The 18267-nt window shown below is 59.8% G+C and carries 18 protein-coding genes; 6 read left to right on the top strand and 12 right to left on the bottom strand.

Translation table 11 applies throughout. From position 1 onward, the window contains the following. Positions 1–3: 3 nt before the first annotated feature. Positions 4–294, bottom strand: a complete 291-nt coding sequence (locus ACZ5SR_RS04530; protein WP_464450380.1) for a TFIIB-type zinc ribbon-containing protein — start codon at positions 292–294, stop codon at positions 4–6. A gap of 212 nt (positions 295–506) precedes the next feature. Here ACZ5SR_RS04530 and ACZ5SR_RS04525 point away from each other — a divergent pair, with 212 nt between their 5' ends. Beyond that, the gene (locus ACZ5SR_RS04525) at positions 507–1400 is read left to right on the top strand and encodes a LysR family transcriptional regulator (RefSeq protein WP_464450379.1); all 894 of its coding nucleotides are present in this window, start codon (positions 507–509) and stop codon (positions 1398–1400) included. Positions 1401–1500: 100 nt separating this feature from the next. Here the strand turns inward: ACZ5SR_RS04525 and ACZ5SR_RS04520 are convergent, their stop codons facing one another. Beyond that, on the bottom strand, positions 1501–2448 hold the full coding sequence (locus ACZ5SR_RS04520; protein ID WP_464450378.1) for a TerC family protein: 948 nt from the start codon (positions 2446–2448) through the stop codon (positions 1501–1503). Between the two features lie 225 nt (positions 2449–2673). On the opposite strand from ACZ5SR_RS04520, the gene ACZ5SR_RS04515 reads away from it, so the two are divergent. Then, positions 2674–3195 carry a DUF2062 domain-containing protein gene (locus ACZ5SR_RS04515; protein ID WP_464451144.1) on the top strand — a complete coding sequence of 174 codons (522 nt, stop codon included), beginning with the start codon at positions 2674–2676 and terminating at the stop codon, positions 3193–3195. 74 nt (positions 3196–3269) lie between these two features. Here the strand turns inward: ACZ5SR_RS04515 and ACZ5SR_RS04510 are convergent, their stop codons facing one another. The 6 genes from ACZ5SR_RS04510 to ACZ5SR_RS04485 are packed head-to-tail and all read right to left on the bottom strand — an operon-like array spanning position 3270 to position 9943. Further along, a complete protein-coding gene (locus ACZ5SR_RS04510; RefSeq protein WP_464450376.1) occupies positions 3270–4439 on the bottom strand; it encodes an ABC transporter substrate-binding protein in 1170 nt (389 codons plus the stop codon). Positions 4440–4476: 37 nt separating this feature from the next. Beyond that, positions 4477–6333, bottom strand: coding sequence for an AMP-dependent synthetase/ligase (locus tag ACZ5SR_RS04505; protein WP_464450375.1), 1857 nt, complete (start codon positions 6331–6333; stop codon positions 4477–4479). Between the two features lie 3 nt (positions 6334–6336). Next, entirely contained in the window at positions 6337–7155 is an 819-nt protein-coding gene (locus tag ACZ5SR_RS04500) for an ABC transporter ATP-binding protein (protein WP_464450374.1), read from the bottom strand. Next, on the bottom strand, positions 7152–7985 hold the full coding sequence (locus ACZ5SR_RS04495) for an ABC transporter ATP-binding protein (protein WP_464450373.1): 834 nt from the start codon (positions 7983–7985) through the stop codon (positions 7152–7154). Before ACZ5SR_RS04495 ends, ACZ5SR_RS04500 begins: the two co-directional genes overlap by 4 nt. Next, positions 7982–9058, bottom strand: a complete 1077-nt coding sequence (locus ACZ5SR_RS04490) for a branched-chain amino acid ABC transporter permease (RefSeq protein ID WP_464450372.1) — start codon at positions 9056–9058, stop codon at positions 7982–7984. The genes ACZ5SR_RS04495 and ACZ5SR_RS04490 overlap by 4 nt, the downstream gene beginning before the upstream one ends. 9 nt (positions 9059–9067) lie before the next feature. Beyond that, a complete protein-coding gene (locus ACZ5SR_RS04485; protein WP_464450371.1) occupies positions 9068–9943 on the bottom strand; it encodes a branched-chain amino acid ABC transporter permease in 876 nt (291 codons plus the stop codon). Between the two features lie 172 nt (positions 9944–10115). On the opposite strand from ACZ5SR_RS04485, the gene ACZ5SR_RS04480 reads away from it, so the two are divergent. Both ACZ5SR_RS04480 and ACZ5SR_RS04475 read left to right on the top strand, forming a co-directional pair. Continuing rightward, a complete protein-coding gene (locus ACZ5SR_RS04480; protein ID WP_464450370.1) occupies positions 10116–11507 on the top strand; it encodes an acyclic terpene utilization AtuA family protein in 1392 nt (463 codons plus the stop codon). Further along, positions 11504–11905, top strand: coding sequence for an AtuA-related protein (locus ACZ5SR_RS04475; protein ID WP_464450369.1), 402 nt, complete (start codon positions 11504–11506; stop codon positions 11903–11905). Before ACZ5SR_RS04480 ends, ACZ5SR_RS04475 begins: the two co-directional genes overlap by 4 nt. Positions 11906–11949: 44 nt before the next feature. On the opposite strand, the gene pcaF is transcribed toward ACZ5SR_RS04475, so the two are convergent. Then, positions 11950–13152, bottom strand: a complete 1203-nt coding sequence (pcaF, locus tag ACZ5SR_RS04470; protein WP_464450368.1) for a 3-oxoadipyl-CoA thiolase — start codon at positions 13150–13152, stop codon at positions 11950–11952. 319 nt (positions 13153–13471) lie between these two features. On the opposite strand from pcaF, the gene ACZ5SR_RS04465 reads away from it, so the two are divergent. Continuing rightward, entirely contained in the window at positions 13472–13906 is a 435-nt protein-coding gene (locus tag ACZ5SR_RS04465) for a DUF1841 family protein (RefSeq protein WP_464451014.1), read from the top strand. Here the strand turns inward: ACZ5SR_RS04465 and ACZ5SR_RS04460 are convergent, their stop codons facing one another. Together ACZ5SR_RS04460 and ACZ5SR_RS04455 are read right to left on the bottom strand one after the other, a co-directional pair. Next, a complete protein-coding gene (locus tag ACZ5SR_RS04460; RefSeq protein WP_464450367.1) occupies positions 13907–14572 on the bottom strand; it encodes a lytic transglycosylase domain-containing protein in 666 nt (221 codons plus the stop codon). A gap of 12 nt (positions 14573–14584) precedes the next feature. Next, positions 14585–16330, bottom strand: a complete 1746-nt coding sequence (locus ACZ5SR_RS04455; RefSeq protein ID WP_464450366.1) for a proline--tRNA ligase — start codon at positions 16328–16330, stop codon at positions 14585–14587. Positions 16331–16429: 99 nt separating this feature from the next. Between ACZ5SR_RS04455 and ACZ5SR_RS04450 the strand changes: the two genes are divergently transcribed. Continuing rightward, complete coding sequence (locus ACZ5SR_RS04450; RefSeq protein ID WP_464450365.1) at positions 16430–17047, top strand: RNA pyrophosphohydrolase; 618 nt, start codon at positions 16430–16432, stop codon at positions 17045–17047. A gap of 77 nt (positions 17048–17124) precedes the next feature. Here the strand turns inward: ACZ5SR_RS04450 and proB are convergent, their stop codons facing one another. After that, the gene (gene proB / locus ACZ5SR_RS04445; protein WP_464450364.1) at positions 17125–18261 is read right to left on the bottom strand and encodes a glutamate 5-kinase; all 1137 of its coding nucleotides are present in this window, start codon (positions 18259–18261) and stop codon (positions 17125–17127) included. Between the last annotated feature and the right edge of the window lie 6 nt (positions 18262–18267).

The following is an 18267-nucleotide window of genomic DNA, read 5'->3' as shown; positions in this document are numbered from 1 at the left end:
AGCTCAATCAAAAATTTCGTGCAGCCAAGACTTCTTGCGTTTGTAGTGGTCGCGGTCACCATAGCCATAACGCCCATCGCCGTAGCCCTGCGGGCGCTGCATGCCAGGCGCTGACTGGTGAGTCTGCTGAACTGGCGCTGCCGCCACAGGAGGCGCAGCCGCAGCGCGGTCCAGCAGTTTGTCCAGCTCACCACGGTCGAGCCAGATGCCTCGGCAAGCCGGGCAGTAATCGATCTCCACGCCCTGTCGTTCGGCCATGACAAGGGGTGTATCGGTGCACGCAGGACATTTCATGGTGATTCCTTTGGATTTGGACAAACTCAACATAGGGATAAGACCTTCAACCATTTCCCTGCACCGTATGAAAGACCACACCTTGAAGCCAAAGTGGGCCAGAGCCCGCCTAAGTGCCCTTCGGTGCAGGTGAAATGTGGCCCCACTCTAAGCTCAACATGGATCACGTAAAAGCAGATAATGGCTGATCAACCCTCTCTAAAAATCTGCTCATGCGCACCACCTTCAACTACAAGCACCTGTACTACTTCTGGGTCGTGGCCAAGGAGGGTGGCATTACCCGTGCGGCCGACAAGCTGGACATGGCGGTGCAAACCGTGAGCGCCCAAGTGCGGGAGCTGGAGCGGTCCCTGGGCTACGCCTTGCTCAAGCCCGCTGGGCGCGGCCTGGTGCTGACAGACGCCGGGCTGGCTGCGATGCAGCAAGCCGACCAGATTTTTCAGTTGGGCGAAAATCTGCCCGCGCTGGTGCGCGATGCAGTAAGTTCACCCACCGTGCGGCTGGCTGCCGGCATCTCGGACGGCTTGCCCAAACTGGTGGTGCGGCGCTTGATGCAGCCTGTGATGAGCGAGCCTCATTTGCGTTTGCTTTGCCACGAGGGCGAGTTTGATGAGCTGCTGGGTGACTTGGCCCTGCACCGTTTGGACGTGGTCCTGTCGGACCGCCCCGCACCGGGCAACGCCAACATCAAGCTCTACAACCATGCTCTGGGCACGTCTCCAGTGTCTTGGTACGGCACGGCTGCCTTGGTCAAGTCGGCCAAAAAGAAGTTTCCAGCCAGCCTGGCCGAAATGCCGGTGCTGCTGCCCACCGGCCACACCGCCGTGCGCGCCCGACTGGACCACTGGTTTGAACAGCACGGCATCCGCCCGCGCATCGTGGGCGAATTCGAAGACAGCGCTTTGCTCAAGACCTTTGGTGAAAGCGGCATGGGGGTGTTCCCAGCCGCCGAATGGGTGCACGACGAGTTGCTGGCGCACTACGACGTGCAGCGCTTGGGGCCCTGCGAAGGCGTGAAGGAAAACTTTTTCGCGATCGGCACCGAAAAGAAGGTGCAACACCCCCTGGTGCAGCGGCTTTTACAGGCCAGCGACGCGGCCGCTTAAAACGCCACAGTTTTAAACGGCTCAGCTTCCGACGTGAAAAAGCCCCCACGGCTTATGACCCTGGAGGCTTGTTCAGAGGCTTGCCCAGAAGAGCAGCGCGTCAGGCTTTGGCTGAGCGCACACTCAACAACATGGTCACGGCCAGGATACCGACCACCACACCCAACGAGATGCCCACAGGGATCTTGAACACATCGATCAGGCACATCTTGGTGCCGATGAAGACCAGAATCACGGCCAAACCGTAGTTGAGCAGGTGGAACTTATTGGCCACTGCCGCCAGCAAGAAGTACATGGCACGCAAACCCAGGATCGCGAATACGTTGCTGGTCAGCACAATGAAAGGGTCCGAGGTGATCGCGAAGATGGCCGGGATCGAGTCCACCGCAAAGATCACATCGGTCAAGGCGATCAAGCAGATCACCATGAACAGGGGCGTGGCAATCTTCTTGCCGTTTTCGATGGTCCAGAAATTTTCACCGTCGTAGTTTTGACTCACAGGCAAGACTTTGCGCAGCATCTTGAGTGCTGGGTTGTCTTCCAAATCAGGCTCCTTGCCCGCAGCCCACCACATCTTCACACCCGTGAGGATCAGGAAAGCGCCGAACACATAAAGCACCCAGTGGAACTCGGCCAGCAACCAGCCGCCCACCAAAATCATGATGGTGCGCAACACGATGGCACCGATGATGCCGATCATCAACACGCGCTTTTGGAAATTCGTGGGGACGGCGAAGTATGTGAAGATCATCAGGAAGACAAAGATGTTGTCCACCGCCAATGATTTCTCAATCAGGTAACCGGTGAGGAACTCCAGCGACTTGGTATTCGCCATCTCCACCGATCCTGTCGTGTCTTTGATGGCCCACCAGAACAAGCCGTTGAACAGGAAGCTCAGCGCAATCCAGATCAGCGACCAATTGAGCGCTTCCTTGACACCAATGTCGTGCGCACCTTGCTTTTTGAGCACCACAAAATCGACGAACAGCGACACCAGAACGATGGCCACAAAGGTGGCCCAGAGCCACAGGGGGGCAACGGTTTCCATGAAATACCTCTTTGTTATTGAAGACACACATCAGCCGGACCGACCTCGCAACTGGCGTCGATAAAGACGGTCGCCACTTGCGCTACAGGTCCTTTTGAAGGCCTCTATTTTTACTGAATAAATTGGTTTTTAATTCTTAAAAAACAGGAGTGTCAGGCTGAATTTTCTTGCTGTTTCCTGAAACCACACACAGGCAACATGGCGCATCGACCCCATGGACAAGTCATGCCTGTATTCAACAACTTATGGACTTCCCTTCAAAAGGCATTGCCCAGCCGGGAATCCTTGGCCCAACACACTTGGTTGCGCCCGGTTGCACATCACCTGCTCCAACCACATCTGTGGCGGTTGCAGCATGAATCGGTCGCACGGGGCGTGGCGATTGGCACCTTTTGGGCGTTCGTGATTCCCTTGGGGCAGACTTTTGTTGCCGCAGCCCATTGCACCTGGTGGCGTGGCAATATTCCAGCAGCGGCCGTCATGACCATGTTGACCAACCCACTGACTTTTGGTTTTTGGCTCTGGCTGGCCTATCCGGTCGGTCATTTTTTCATGGGAGAGACTCTGCCCGCACCAGCCTTACCCGATTCAAGTTGGACCAGCAGTTTGCAAGAAGTGGGGGGGCCGGTGTTGTTGGGCATGGGCATTTTCGGTGTGGGCGGTGGCGCGCTGTCTTATGTCTTGGTGAAACTCGGCTGGCGCCTGCGCGTGGCAGTCAGACGCCACCGTTCCAACTCGGGGGTTTGAGGGTTGCGCGACCAAAAAAAACCGCCAGACCCTTGCGGGCGCTGGCGGTTTTTTAGCAGCAGACGCTGCCGGTTTTACTTCTTGTCGCTGAAATAAGCCGAAGTCACTTTCCAGCGGCCGTCGGTGATTTGCGACATGCGCGAGGCGTTGCTGCCCAAACGCTTGGTGGCGGTGAAGGTCATCTCGCCAGTGCCGAAGATATCGGGTGGGATCACCATGGTGTCCATGGCCTTGATGATGCTCTCGGTGGTCACATTGGCACCGGATTTCTCAACCGCGCGCAAGAACGAATCAATGGCGTTGTAACCGTAGACCGAGAACACGGTTGGATCTTCGTTGAACTTGGTCTTGTACTTGTTGGCCCAGAAACGGATGGGCTGTGCGGCCTCGTCCAGGTAAGGGTGCTGGGTCGACATGGTGGCGTAAAAGCCATTCATGGCGGGGCCGCCCAATTTGTGGATCAAGTCGGTGTAGGCCGCGCTCGAACCCAGGAAGGTCGGGTTGAAGCCCAAGCGGCGCGCTGTGGCGACACCACCAATGGTTTCGCGGATGATGGTGCCCATGACCACGAAGTCGCACTTGGACGAGGCCAATTTTTGCATCTGCGAAGCAAAGTCGGTCGCGCCACGCTTGTAGGTGGTGACTTCAGCAAACTGCATGCCCATGGTCTTCAGACCCGCTTCGGCACCACGGAACACTTCCAAGCCGAATTCATCGTCCTGGTGCATGGCGCAAATTTGCTTGGCGTTCTTTTCTTTCACCAGGATCGGGACACCCAAACGCATCTGGTCGTAGTAGGTCGCAGCAAACGAATACTTGAGCTTGTGGAAGGGCTCGTACATCTCGCGCGCAGCGGTGACGGGGAAGAAGTTCATCACGTTCTTCTGGAACTGCACCGGCATGGCGGCCATGTTTTGCGCCGTGCCGATGTGACCGATCATGGCGAAGATTTTGTCCTGGTTGACCAGCTTTTGCGCGGCCAGCACGGCGCGGCGGGGGTCATAGGCCGAGTCTTCGACCAGCAGCTTGAACTTGCGGCCATTGATGCCGCCTTGCTCGTTGGCTTCGTCCACGCGCAGCATCATGCCCAGGCGCACTTGCTTGCCAAAGCCGGCCAAGGGGCCGGACAAGTCCTGGATGGAGCCAAGCGTGATTTCGGTTTTGGACACGCCTTGCGTCTGAGCCATGGCCGCGCCAGCGGTCAAGGCCATCGCGGCGGCGATCAGGCTGAGTTTGAGTTTCATGGTGCAGGTCTCCTGTTGTAGAAAAGGGTGAGGAAAATCAGCGGTACATCGCCTCGATTTGCGGCGCATATTTCTTTTCGACCAGTTTACGCTTGAGCTTCATGGTCGGGGTGAGTTCTTCGTCTTCGGCGCTCAATTGGGTGTCCAGCAGCCAGAATTTCTTGATCTGCTCGACGCGGGCGAACTTCTTGTTGACACGGTCCAGCTCAGCTTGGATCAGACCTTGCACCTCGGCGCTGTGCGTGAGGCTGGCGTAGTTGGAGAAAGGCACATCGTTGTCCTGTGCGTATTTCTCGACGTTCTCCTGGTCGATCATGACGATCACGGTGAGGTATGGGCGCTTGTCGCCAATGACCACCGCGTCGGTGACGTAGGGCGAGAATTTCAATTCGTTTTCCAACTCGCTGGGGGTGATGTTTTTGCCGCCAGCCGTGATGATGATGTCTTTCATCCGGTCCGTGATGCGGAAAAACCCTTCCTCGTCGACCACGCCCACGTCACCCGTGTGCAGCCAGCCATCGGCATCGATGGTCTCGGCGGTTTTTTCGGGCAGGTTCAGGTAGCCCATGAACACGTTGGGGCCGCGCACCAAAATCTCGCTGGTCACAGGGTCCAGGCGCATTTCGTTGTACTCGGCCGCCGGGCCAATGGAGCCGGGCTTGATGCGGTCGGCGGGCACGCCCGTGGCCGCACCACAGGTCTCGGTCATGCCCCAGACCTCCAGCATGGGCAAACCCAACGCCAAATACCAACGCACCAGTTCGGGGGAAATGGGCGCAGCGCCCGTGACCAAAAAGCGCGCGCGGTGAATGCCGATCATCTTGCGCACATTGTTCAGCGCCAGCATTCGGGCCACATGAAAACGCAGCTTGAGGCTGGCGGGCACCGACTTTTTCGCCAACACCAAATCGGCCACCTGCTGGCCCACACCAATCGCCCAAGCGTAGGTGGCTTGCTGCAAGCCACCAGCTTCCTTGAGCGCGATCATCACGCCCGAGTAAAACTTTTCCCAAACGCGGGGCACGGCCGTGAACACGGTGGGTGCGATTTCGCGCACGTTTTCGGGCACGGTTTCGGGGTTCTCGACAAAGTTGAGCTTGGCTCCGGTGTACATCGAGAAATACTCGCCACCCATGCGCTCGGCGATGTGGCACAGCGGCAAAAAACACATGCATTCGTCACGCTCGTCGCGGGCAATCAGCGTGTTGTAGCCGCGCACGGTGTAGACCAAGCCGTGGTGGCTGTGCATGCCGCCTTTGGGTTTGCCGGTGGTGCCCGAGGTGTAGACCAAGATGGCCAGCTCTTCGGGCTTGCAAGCCGCGCTGCGTTGCATGAGCATGTCCGGGTGGCTTTGGGCGTGTTCGCGGCCCATGGCTTGCAGCTGCTTCAAGCTGATGACCATCGGGTCGTGGAAGTCGCGCAGACCGTCCATGTCGAACACCACGATCTTTTGCAACAAGGGCAAGGTGTCACGCACGGCCAGCGCCTTGTCGAGCTGCTCGTCGTCTTCGACAAACAACACACGGGTGCCCGAGTCTTCGCACAGGTAATGCACTTGCTCGGCCGCATCGGTCGGGTAGATGCCGTTGGACACGCCACCGGCGCTGAGGGTGGCCAGGTCGCACAGCACCCATTCGATGTTGGTGTTGGACAAGATGGAGGCGGTGTGCCGCGACTCAAAGCCCAGCGCCATCAGGCCGTGGCCGATCTCGCGCACAGCCTGCGCCGTCTCGTTCCAGGTCCAGCTGCGCCAAATGCCCAAGTCTTTTTGACGCATCCAGACATTGGGGCCGCGCGCGGCGACTGCGTTCCAGAAAATGGCGGGGATGGTCTCGCCCGCCATGACGACATTTTTTTGCGGCGCAATGCCGGAGGTGTCCCAGAGTTGGCTCATGTTTTATCTCCAGGTTTTCTTCTTTTTCCAACGGCGGTCGGCGCGTACGCCCTCTTCCTTCATGCCCAAGTAGAACTCCTTGATGTCCTCTTTTTCACGCAAACGGGCGCAGGTGTCTTCCATCACAATGCGGCCGTTTTCCAGCACATAACCGTAGTCCGAGGCATTGAGCGCCATATTGGCGTTTTGCTCGACCAATAAGATGGTGGTGCCGCGTTCGCGGTTGATGCGCACCACGATCTCGAAGATTTCCTTGGTCAGTTTCGGACTCAGGCCCAAGCTGGGTTCGTCCAGCAAGATCAGGTCGGGGTTGGCCATCAGCGCACGGCTGATCGCCAACATCTGTTGCTGTCCGCCCGAAAGCAAGCCCGCGTCTTGCGCCGCGCGCTCGCGCAAGATGGGGAAGTAGTTGTACACAGCTTCCATGTCGCGCGATACGCCATCGCGGTCCTTGCGGGTGTAAGCGCCCATGAGCAGGTTGTCACGGATGGACAGCAGCGGGAACACTTCGCGCCCTTCGGGCACATGCATGAGGCCTCGCTGCACGATGATCGCCGGGTCTTGTGCGGTGATGCTTTGGCCCTTGAACTCGATCGAGCCCTTGCGCGGGTCGATGATGCCGCTGATGGTTTTCAAGATGGTGGTCTTGCCCGCGCCGTTGGAGCCGAGCACGGTAGCGATCTCGCCGCGCCGCACCTGCAAGCTCACGCCGCGAATCGCTTTGATCGGGCCGTAAGCGCTCTCGACATTGAGGAGCTTGAGCATGACGTTGTCATCGGCTGCCTCGGGCGTCGTGTTCAGGGTCTGGGTGGCTGCGCTCATGGGGCACCTCCGGGCACGTAGTTTTCACGTCGCAGGCTGGACACATCGTCCACGGAGCCCAAATAGGCTTCGATGACGCCGGGGTCGCTTTGCACCTGGCTGGGCGTGCCGGTGGCGAGTTCTTCGCCTTGGCTCATGGCCAGCACGCGGTCCGACACTTTGGAGACCAGGCTCATGTCGTGCTCGACCATGAGCACGGTGATGCCCAGCTCGTTTTTGATGTCCGAGATCCAGAACGCCATGTCTTCGGTTTCCTCGACGTTCAGGCCCGAAGAGGGCTCGTCCAGCAGCAGCAACTTGGGCTCGGTGCACAGGGCGCGGGCCAGCTCGACCACTTTGCGCACGCCATAAGGCAAGCCCGCCACCATCGAGTCGCGGTGGTGTTGCAGGTCCAGAAAATCAATGACTTCCTCGACTTTTTCACGGGCTTCGATTTCGCCCGCGCGGGTTTTACCCGTGAAGAACATTTCGCTCCACAGCCCCGTCTTGCGGTGCGTGTGGCGGCCGATCAAGAGGTTTTGCAGCACGGTGGCGTGCTCGAACAGCTCGATGTTCTGAAAGGTGCGGGCAATGCCCAGCCCGGCGATCTGGTGCGGCGGCTGGTCGGTCAGGCGCAGCGTGCCTTGCGGCCCGGCGTAGTCGATCACGCCCGTGGTGGGCGTGTAGATGCGGCTGATCAGGTTGAACACGGTGGTCTTGCCTGCGCCGTTGGGGCCGATCAGGGTGAAGACCTCGCCGCGCTTGACGTCGAAGCTGACCTTGTTGACGGCCAGCACGCCACCAAAGCGCACGCTCAAGTCTTGAGCGGATAAAAGGATGTCTGCGTTCATTTCAGGCGGTCCGACTTCTGGAACGATTTTTGGCGCTTGAACAGGCCACGGCGGTAAAACGGAAACAGCTGGAACCAAGTGCGCACCTTGAGCCAGCGGCCATACAGGCCCATGGGCTCAAACAACACAAAGGCGATCAGCACCATGCCATAGACCGTGCCCTGCAGACCAGCAGCGCCGCCGATGGCTGCAGGCAAAAAGTCTTTGCCCAAAGAGATCAGCTGCGGCATGACGATCAAGAAAATCGCACCCAAGAATGCCCCGTGGATCGAGCCCAAGCCGCCGATCACCACCATCAAGAGCAAGTCAATCGACTGGATGATGCTGAACTGCTCGGGCGAAAGGAACTGGATTTTGTGTGCGTACAAAGCGCCGCCAATGCCCGCCAGCGCGGCCGACAAGGCAAAAGACAGGGTCTTGTAGCGCGCCAGATGAATACCCATGCTTTGGGCTGAAATTTCAGAGTCGCGGATGGCCACAAAGGCACGGCCGGTGGACGAACGCAGCAAGTTCACGATGGCCAGCGTGGCCCCCACGGTGACCAGCAAGCACAGGAAGTAAAACTCTTCGGTGCTGTCCAGTGTCCAGCCGCCCAGTTTCGGGTAGCTGACCATCAAGCCCGCATTGCCACCCGTCATGCTTTCCCAGCGCGCCATGCCCTCTTCGACGATGAAGCCAAAAGCCAAGGTGGCCATGCCCAGGTAAATGCCTTTGACGCGCAGCGCTGGCAAACCCACGATGATGCCCACAATGGCCGAGAACAAGCCCGCGCAGACCAGCGCCAGCGGAAATGGCACCCCGGCATTGACCATGACGGCCTGGGTGTAAGCCCCCACACCCAAAAATGCGGCGTGGCCCAGAGAAAACAAGCCGGTAAAGCCCGCCAGCAGCATCAGGCCCAGGCCCACCACGGCATAAATCAGCACAAAGGTAAGCTGCGCCAGCCAGTACTCGGCCACCACCCATGGGGCGGCCACGAGGAACAGACCGAGCAGGCTGTACCAGAACACATGGCCGCCGTGCTTGGCCAGCTTCACGTCCTGGTTGTAATCGGTTTTAAAAATAAAGCGCATGCCGGAGCCTCAAACTTTCTTGCGCAGTTGCTCGCCGAACAAGCCATTGGGCTTGAGCACCAGCATGAGCAACACAACGATGTAAGGGGCGATGTCCTTGAAGCCTTCGGGCAAGTAAAAGCCAGAAAGCGACTCGACGATGCCGATCACCAGACCGCCCACAATCGCGCCGGGCAAGCTGCCAAAGCCACCCACCACCGCGGCGGGGAAAGCCTTCAGGCCGATGAAGCCCATGTTGGCGTGCACAAAAGTGATGGGTGCCAAGAGCAAGCCCGCCACCGCAGCCACCGCAGCAGCCAGGCCCCAGACCAGACCGTTGATCTGCTTGACCGGGATGCCCATGTAATAAGCGGCCAGCTGGTTTTGCGAGGCCGCCTGCATGGCGATGCCCAGTTTGCTGTACTTGAACATGGCAAACAGGCCCAAGCACAAAATGCCGGTGGCGCCGATCACCACCAGTTGCTCAGCCGCGATCACCAAACCACCCAAGCGCAAAACTTCGCCCGCGTAGGGCACAGGCAGGGTGTGGGTGTCGGTGCCCACGTCAGGAATCATGGTGATCAGGCCGCGCAGCACATAGCCCACGCCAATGGTCAGCATGACGATGGAAAAGGCGGGTTGCCCCAAGATGGGGCGAATGACCAAGCGCTCGACCAACACGCCAAAAACACCCATGGCCACGATGGCAGCAGGCACGCCGATCCAGAAGGGAAAGCCCAGCAGCGTCATGGCGGCCAGGCCCGAAAAGGCCCCCACCATCATCAGGTCGCCCTGGGCAAAGCTCACCGTTTCGGTGGCCTTGTAAATCAGCACGAAACCCAGGGCAATGAGTCCGTAAATACAGCCCTGGGCCACACCGCTGATCAGCAGTTGCAGCAATTGCACGCCTGTCTCCTCTTGGTTCTGTCTAGCCAAGTTCGCTGAGCTTGGTGGGGCACTGCTTCAGCACCGCGCAAAGCATTTGCGAACGACCGTGCGATTGTGCATGTCTTACACGAGACTTTCCCTAGGGGTTGTCCCCCATTACGGTCAATACACAAGGCTTCAATATCGACCCATGACGCAATCCATTCGCATCGGTTCGGGCCTGGGTTTTTATGGCGACAACTGGGAACCCGTGGTGGCCAGCATCGAGCGCGGCCAAGTCCAATTCATCGCCAGCGACCACCTGGCCGAACTCACCTTGGCCATCTTGCAAAAAGACCGCCAACGCGACCCCGCCTTGGGCTATGCCCGCGATGTGGTGCCCATGCTGCTGCGCCTGTGGCCCCTGATGCAACCGCGCGGTGTCCGGTTCGTTTGCAATGCCGGCGGACTCAACCCCATGGGCGCCGCGCAGGCGGTGCAAACGGCGCTCGCGGCCAAGGGTTGGCACCCGCGCATTGCGGTGGTCAGTGGCGACGATGTGCTGACACAACTGCAAACACCTGACAGCCGCTTTGAGCACCTGATGAACGGCGCCAATGTGACCCCCGTGCGCGATCGACTGGTGTTTGGCAATGCTTATTTGGGTGCACAACCCATTGTGGAGGCGCTGGACCAAGGGGCCGACATCGTGATCACCGGGCGCGTGGCCGACGCGGCACTCTTTCTGGGGCCGCTGGTGCATGGCCTAGGCTGGAAGCTCCATGATGCGGCCACGCCCGAAGACTTCAACCGCCTGGCCCAAGGCCTGACAGTGGGGCATTTGCTCGAATGCTCGGGCCAAGGCAGCGGCGGCAATTTCGGCAGCCAAGGCGATTGGCAAAACATCCCGGATCTGGCACACATCGGTTACCCCATTGCCGAGGTTTGGCAAGACGGCACGGCCTTCATCACCAAGGCCCCCGACACCGGCGGGCTGGTCAACTTTGACACCGTACGTCAGCAACTGCTGTACGAGGTGCACAACCCACACGCGTACTTTTCGCCCGATGTGGTGCTCGACATGGGCCAGATCCATTTGCACGACGAAGGCCAGCACCGCGTGCGTTTGACCGGCGCACAAGGCCGCGCGCCGACCGATCAGCTCAAGGTGGTGGCGGGCTTTCGGGATGGCTTCAAGGCCGAGATCACTTGGGGCTTTTCCTGGCCCGACGCCTGGGACAAAGTGCAAGCGGCCGAGGCCATGGTCCGCAGCCAACTGAAAGAGCGAAACATGCCCTTTGACGAGCTGTTTGTGGAATACCCCGGCCTGAACTCGGCGCACGGTCCACTGGCCCCACTGCCCCCTGCGGCCGAGCTGAACGCACGCGCCGAGATCTGGGTACGCATGGTGCTGCGCACCCCCGTCAAAGCGGTGGCCGATGGGTTCGGGCGGCTTTTCCCCTGGATGGCGCTGAGCGGCCCAGCCTACACCTGCGGCTTTCAGGGCTTGAACAACACCAGCGAATTGCTGGGCATCTGGCCCACGCTGATCCCACGCAACCGGGTGCAAGCCCGCCTTCAGATGCTGGAGCCGAGCGCATGAACACCACACCCCTGATCCAAATTCCGCTGGCCCGCATCGCCCACGCCCGCAGCGGCGACAAGGCCGACTGGGTGGACTTTGGCCTGTTTGCATGGAACGAGGCGGGTTACCGCATCATCGAGCGCGAAGTCACAGCAGCCAAAGTGCAAGCGCACTTTGCGCCCTGGCTGCCGGGGCAGGTGGATGCCTGGCCATTGCCCAACATCTTCGCTCTGAAGTTGGTGCTGCACGGCGCGCTGCAAGGTGGCGGAGCTCGCAACTTGCGCCTGGACAATTTGGGCAAAGCCATGGGTGCAGCGCTCTTGCGCCTAGAGATCGGGGTCAGTGGCGAAGAACTCGAACACGCACAAAAAAGCCCCCGAAGGGGCTGGTGGCCAGAGGCCGCACCTCGGACCTGAGCCAGGGCGCTTTGTAACCCCGGGCTTGATCCGGGGTCCTTGCCTTAAACGCGCTCGATGATCAGCGCGATGCCCTGACCCACGCCAATGCACATGGTGCACAGCGCGTAGCGGCCAGCGGTTTGCTGCAAGCGGTTGATGGCGGTGGTGGCCAAGCGGGCACCCGATGCACCCAGAGGGTGGCCCAGCGCAATCGCGCCGCCCCAGGCGTTCACGCGGGCGTCGTCGTCTTTCAGGCCCAACATGCGCATCACGGCCAAGCCTTGTGCGGCAAAAGCTTCGTTCAGTTCGATCACGTCCATGTGGTCGATGGTCAAACCGGTTTGGGCCAACACCTTGAGCGTGGCAGGCGCAGGGCCGATGCCCATGACGCGCGGGGCCACACCGGCCGTGGCCATGCCCACGATGCGGGCTTTGGGGGTCAGGCCGTTTTTGGCGGCCGTGGCTTCGTCGGCCAGCAGCAGTGCGCAAGCGCCGTCGTTCACACCCGAAGCATTGCCTGCGGTCACGGTGCCGTCAGGGCGCACCACACCTTTGAGTTTGGCCAGCGCTTCGAGGCTGGTTTCGCGCGGGTGCTCATCGGTGTCCACTAGAACAGCATCGCCCTTTTTCTGGGGGATGGTCACACCCACAATTTCTCGCGCCAGGTGACCCGCCTTGATGGCAGCCACCGCACGCAGCTGGCTGTTGTAGGCCATCAGGTCTTGCGCTTCGCGCTCGATCTTGTAGTCGGTGGCCACGTTTTCAGCCGTCTCGGGCATGGAGTCCACGCCGTACTGCGCCTTCATCAGTTTGTTGATGAAGCGCCAGCCGATGGTGGTGTCGTACACCGCGTTGTTGCGGCTGAAGGCGGTTTCGGCCTTGGGCATCACAAACGGGGCGCGGCTCATGCTTTCCACGCCACCAGCAATCATCAAACCCGCTTCACCGGCCTTGATGGCGCGCGCTGCGGTGCCGATGGCATCCAAACCTGAGCCGCACAAGCGATTGATGGTGGCACCGGGCACGTCGATGGGCAAACCGGCCAACAGACTGCTCATGTGGGCCACGTTGCGGTTGTCTTCACCGGCCTGGTTGGCGCAGCCGTAAAGCACATCGGTCACAGCAGCCCAGTCGACATTGGGGTTGCGCGCCATCAGGGCGCGCAGGGGCACAGCGCCCAGGTCATCGGTGCGCACGCTGCTCAAAGCGCCGCCGTAACGGCCAAAGGGGGTACGGATCGCGTCGCAAATGTAGGCTTGGTTCATGTTTTCAGTCTCCAGATTGATGTTGCATGCATTTTATTGCATGCCTGAGTGTTTGATGGGATTCATTCTAGGTGTCGAATCCGCAAACGGCGTGTGCGGCGCTGCCCGGGCTCAGAGGCGCTTCGCTTTGCCACATCGCCCGAGCAGCGCCGCACACGCCCCTTGCTCAGTCTTTGAGCTTGATCTGTACCGCCCCCACGCTGGTGTGTTGGGTTCAGGGGCTGGAGTGATGTGGCAAAGCGAAGCGCCTCTGAACCCCGGTCCCTGAGCCCAACAGACCATCCTACGAAGGACGACATGATGGACAATCCACCCCATGCTGATTCAACCTTCACAAGCCGACGTGCGGCGCTTTTTTTGCGGCGTCTATGCCAAGGCCAAAACCACTGCAACGCTTGAGCCTATGGAAATACTCGTCAGCCAGTGGATTGACGAGCACCCCGAATACCACGTCGAGCTGGCCGATGTGGATGCCGCATTGGCCAAGATGCACCAAGCCGACCCCCACAGAGAAAATCCTTTTTTGCATTTATCGATGCACTTGTCGATCAGCGAACAATGCAGCATTGACCAACCTCGTGGCATCCGCCAGGCTGTGGAATTGCTGACCCACAGACTCAACTCACTGCACGATGCACACCATCAGGCCATGGAATGCCTGGGTCGCATGGTGCATGAAAGTCAGCGCTCGGGCCGCATGCCCGATGGCGAGGCGTATATCGCCTGCGTGCAACGTCACGCCACGCAGGACTGATCAGTCCACCGCGTGCAACCAGCGCCGCTGAGCCAAACGCACCGCATCTGGGTAAACAGCTTGGCCACGGGAGCCGTTGTAACGCCCCAGGCCCATGAACAGGTCACCGCCCTCGCGGTCAAGGTAATGCCTCAAGATCACGCAACCAAATCTCAAATTGGTTTGCATGTGAAACAAGCGGCTTGCATCGCCATCCCCAATCGAACGGGGCCAAAAAGGCATGACCTGCATATAGCCAAGCGCCCCCGCAGAAGAAACCGCGTGCTTTCGAAAAGCACTTTCAACCTGAATGAGGCCCAGCACCAATGACAGCGACAATCCGGCTCGACGGGCTTCGTACCAGAGTGTTTGGAGGAACTCTTGACGTTCAGTAGGGTGACTTTTGAATCGCCCTAAAAGAGGGCTCATATCGCCAAGCCAGTCGGCATAGGCTTGGTGATCCGCCGTGGTGACCAACACTGGATCGGGCGGTGCCGCATTGGCCACGGCGGCGCTCAAAGCCGTTCGCACGGCATGGGACATGCGCTCCTCTACCTGTGCACCCGCTTGCGCTGGTTGCACGATCCATGAACCGAGACCACTGCCGATCAATACAGCCTTCGCCAAATGCCCTAAAGCCCCGCGACGAGAGCTCAGTTCAAACCGATGGGGAATGACCTCCGACATGCCCCAAACACATCAAGCGGCCATGCGCAAACGGATGTGGGCCAAGATATCCGCCACCGCCACCTTGGTCGCTTCGGCGTCGCGGCGGTGCTGGTACTCGACTTGGCCGTCTTTGAGGCCTTTATCGCCAATGGTGACGCGGTGCGGGACACCGATCAACTCCCAGTCGGCAAACATCGCGCCGGGGCGCTCACCGCGGTCGTCCAGAATGACGTCAACACCCTCTGCTAACAATGCGGTGTAAATGCGCTCTGCCTCCAGCTTGACCGCTTCGCTGCGGTCCATACCGATGGGGCAAACCACCACGGTGAAGGGGGCAATCGCGTCGGGCCAGATGATGCCGCGCTCGTCGTGGTTTTGCTCGATGGCCGCTGCGGGCAGGCGCGTGACGCCGATGCCGTAGCAGCCCATCTCCAGAAACTGCGGCTTGCCGTTTTCATCCAAAAAGGTGGCGTTCATGGCCTTGGAGTATTTGGTGCCCAGGTAGAACACATGGCCCACTTCGATGCCGCGCTCGATGGCCAGCTCACCCTGGCCGTCAGGCGACTTGTCGCCTGCGACCACGTTGCGGATGTCCGCCACCAAAGCGGGCTCGGGCAGGTCGCGGCCCCAGTTCACGCCGGTGATGTGGAAGTCCTCTTCGTTGGCGCCGCAGATCCAGTCGGCCATCACGGCCACATCGCGGTCGGCCACCAAGTGCACGGGCTTCTTTAAATTCAGCGGGCCCAAGTAACCCGGCTTGCAGCCGAAGTGGTCCTCGATCTCGCTCAGTGTGGCAAATCGGAAACCGCCTTCCATGCCCGGCAGCTTGCCGACTTTGACTTCGTTCATGTCGTGGTCGCCGCGCAGCAGCAAGAGCCAAACTTGGGATTTGACGATCTCGCCCTGCTCGTTCAGGGTGTCGGTGGCCAGCACCAGCGACTTGACGGTGGTGGACAAGGCCACATTCAGCAAGGCGGCCACGTCTTCACAGGTGCTCTTGCCTGGGGTGGGGGTCTTGCTCAGCGCTTGGGTGGCTGCGCCGCGTGGCTGGCTCGGGGCCAGCGCTTCGGCTTTTTCGATGTTGGCCGCGTAGCTGCTGCTGGGGCAGTACACGATGGCGTCTTCACCGGTGGCGGCAATCACCTGGAACTCTTCGGACAAATCGCCGCCGATGGCACCGCTGTCGGCGGCCACAGCGCGGTAGGTCAAACCAAAGCGGTCAAAGATCTTGCGGTAAGCCCCGGCCATGACTTGGTAGCTGGCCTTGGCGCTCGCCACGTCGCGGTCGAAGCTGTAGGCATCTTTCATGATGAACTCACGCCCACGCATCAGGCCAAAACGCGGACGACGCTCGTCGCGGAATTTGGTCTGGATTTGGTAGAAGTTTTTAGGCAACTGCTTGTAGCTGCGCACTTCCTGGCGCACCACGTCGGTCACGACTTCTTCGCTGGTCGGCTGGATCACGAAATCGCGGCCGTGGCGGTCCTTGATGCGCAAGAGTTCTGGGCCCATCTTGTCAAAGCGGCCGGTCTCTTGCCAGAGTTCAGCAGGCTGCACCACGGGCATGGTCATCTCAATGGCGCCTGCGCGGTTCATCTCTTCGCGCACGATGGCCTCGACCTTGCGGATCACGCGCAAGCCCATGGGCATGTAGTTGTAGATGCCAGCACCCAGCTTCTTGATCATGCCGGCGCGGGTCATCAGCTTGTGGCTGACAACTTCTGCATCAGCAGGGGCTTCTTTGAGGGTGGAAATGAGGAACTGGGAGGCTTTCATCGCGGCGGGCTAACTCAGCAGGGGGATCAGGGAAACATCCAAGAGCAAGCACCGGTGCGGCGTGCATAATGGACACAATTTAAAAATTTGAGGTTGATTATGCTTGACCGTGAAGGCTTTAGGCCGAACGTCGGCATCATTCTGCTCAACCAGAAAAACCAGGTTTTCTGGGGCAAGCGCATCCGCACCCACAGCTGGCAGTTTCCGCAGGGTGGCATTGACCGGGGTGAAAGCCCTGAACAAGCCATGTTCCGTGAACTGCACGAAGAAGTGGGGCTCCAACCGGAGCATGTGCGCATCGTGGCCCGAACCCGTGACTGGTTGCGCTATGAGGTGCCAGACCGCTTCATCCGACGGGATGCACGCGGTTTTTACAAGGGCCAGAAGCAAATCTGGTACCTGCTGCAGATGGTCACGCACGACCACCATTTGAATCTGCGCGCCACCGACCATCCCGAATTTGACGCTTGGCGCTGGAACGACTACTGGGTGCCGCTGGATGTGGTGGTGGAGTTCAAACGGGGTGTGTACGAGATGGCGCTGACCGAATTGGCGCGTTTTCTACCCCGCCAAGAGCGCCAAAACCGCTATTTGCGCGCAGGGAGTCGCGGTCCACGTGAAGGCATGGATACGGAAAACAGCACCACGGAGGTGCAGGCACCGCCGCACATGGAACTGCCTCCAGGCGCCAGCTTCGATCCCAATCCGCAAGGATGAACACGGGGTGAACAGACAGCAAAAAGCCCACTTCGTGTGGGCTTTTTTGCGATGCATCCGCCAACGGTCTGACCGATTCAAGGACTCAGGATCAGGTTGTCGCGGTGCACCATTTCAGGCTCTGCGGTATAGCCCAACAATGCCTCGTATTCGTGTGAAGGTTTGCGACACAACAAACGTGCTTCAGCGCTGGCATAGTTGGCAAGCCCTCTGGCAATTTCTGCACCCTGCTCGTCACGAATGGCGATGACATCGCCGCGAGAAAAATCGCCCGACACACCCGTCATACCAATGGGCAGCAAGCTCTTGCCTTCTGTCAACACTTTGTGGGCCGCACCGGCGTCCACCGTCACCGAGCCGCGCAACTGCAAGTGATCGGCCATCCATTGCTTTCGCGCTTGTTGCTTGGCCGTTTGAGCGACCAACAAGGTGCCCATGTTGTCGCCCTGACACAAACGCAGCAAAGCATCGGGTTCACGCCCCCAAGCAATCACCGTGGAAGCACCTGAACCGGCTGCGCGCTTGGCCGCCAAAATTTTGGTGATCATGCCACCCTTGCCGATGCTCGAGCCTGCACCACCGGCCATCGCCTCGAGCACCGGATCACCGGCACGGGCCTCGTGCACAAACGTGGCTGCAGGGTCTTTGCGCGGGTCGGCGGTGTACAGGCCTTTTTGGTCGGTCAAGATCACCAAGATATCGGCTTCGATCAGGTTCGCCACCAAAGCGCCCAAGGTGTCGTTGTCACCAAACTTGATCTCATCGTTGACGACCGTGTCGTTTTCGTTGATGACCGGCAGCACGCGGTGCTGCAACAAGGTGAGCAAGGTCGAGCGGGCGTTGAGGTAACGCTCACGGTCGGCCAAATCTGCATGCGTGAGCAGGACCTGGGCACTGCCCATGCCGTTTTCACGCAGCTTGGTTTCGTACATTTGCGCCAAACCCATTTGACCCACAGCGGCGGCCGCTTGCAGCGCAGGCACTTCGCTGGGGCGGGTGGTCCAGCCGAGGCGCTTCATGCCTTCGGCAATCGCGCCACTGGAGACCATGACCACTTCTTTGCCCTGAGCACTGAGCAGTGCCATTTGGCGGCACCACTCGCCAATCGCGCCCTCGTCCAGTCCGCGCCCTTCGTTCGTCACCAGGCTGGAGCCGACTTTGACGACGATGCGGCGCGCATCGCGCAAGAGGGTGGAAACGGCGGCAGAGGTCATGCTGAG

Source organism: Limnohabitans sp. TEGF002 (assembly GCF_055395845.1).
Note: the sequence above shows the minus strand (reverse complement) of the source record. Positions and strands in the feature narration are given on the sequence as shown.

Bases quoted from the DNA above. Each gene is read 5' to 3' on its own strand.
- ACZ5SR_RS04480 (WP_464450370.1), top strand. From the start codon at position 10,116: ATGACGCAATCCATTCGCATCGGTTCGGGCCTGGGTTTTTATGGCGAC.
- ACZ5SR_RS04500 (WP_464450374.1), bottom strand. From the start codon at position 7,155: ATGAGCGCAGCCACCCAGACCCTGAACACGACGCCCGAGGCAGCCGAT.
- ACZ5SR_RS04505 (WP_464450375.1), bottom strand. From the start codon at position 6,333: ATGAGCCAACTCTGGGACACCTCCGGCATTGCGCCGCAAAAAAATGTC.
- pcaF (WP_464450368.1), bottom strand. From the start codon at position 13,152: ATGAACCAAGCCTACATTTGCGACGCGATCCGTACCCCCTTTGGCCGT.
- ACZ5SR_RS04525 (WP_464450379.1), top strand. From the start codon at position 507: ATGCGCACCACCTTCAACTACAAGCACCTGTACTACTTCTGGGTCGTG.
- ACZ5SR_RS04495 (WP_464450373.1), bottom strand. From the start codon at position 7,985: ATGAACGCAGACATCCTTTTATCCGCTCAAGACTTGAGCGTGCGCTTT.
- proB (WP_464450364.1), bottom strand. From the start codon at position 18,261: ATGACCTCTGCCGCCGTTTCCACCCTCTTGCGCGATGCGCGCCGCATC.
- ACZ5SR_RS04510 (WP_464450376.1), bottom strand. From the start codon at position 4,439: ATGAAACTCAAACTCAGCCTGATCGCCGCCGCGATGGCCTTGACCGCT.
- ACZ5SR_RS04455 (WP_464450366.1), bottom strand. From the start codon at position 16,330: ATGAAAGCCTCCCAGTTCCTCATTTCCACCCTCAAAGAAGCCCCTGCT.
- ACZ5SR_RS04460 (WP_464450367.1), bottom strand. From the start codon at position 14,572: ATGTCGGAGGTCATTCCCCATCGGTTTGAACTGAGCTCTCGTCGCGGG.
- ACZ5SR_RS04490 (WP_464450372.1), bottom strand. From the start codon at position 9,058: ATGCGCTTTATTTTTAAAACCGATTACAACCAGGACGTGAAGCTGGCC.
- ACZ5SR_RS04530 (WP_464450380.1), bottom strand. From the start codon at position 294: ATGAAATGTCCTGCGTGCACCGATACACCCCTTGTCATGGCCGAACGA.
- ACZ5SR_RS04515 (WP_464451144.1), top strand. From the start codon at position 2,674: ATGCCTGTATTCAACAACTTATGGACTTCCCTTCAAAAGGCATTGCCC.
- ACZ5SR_RS04475 (WP_464450369.1), top strand. From the start codon at position 11,504: ATGAACACCACACCCCTGATCCAAATTCCGCTGGCCCGCATCGCCCAC.
- ACZ5SR_RS04520 (WP_464450378.1), bottom strand. From the start codon at position 2,448: ATGGAAACCGTTGCCCCCCTGTGGCTCTGGGCCACCTTTGTGGCCATC.
- ACZ5SR_RS04450 (WP_464450365.1), top strand. From the start codon at position 16,430: ATGCTTGACCGTGAAGGCTTTAGGCCGAACGTCGGCATCATTCTGCTC.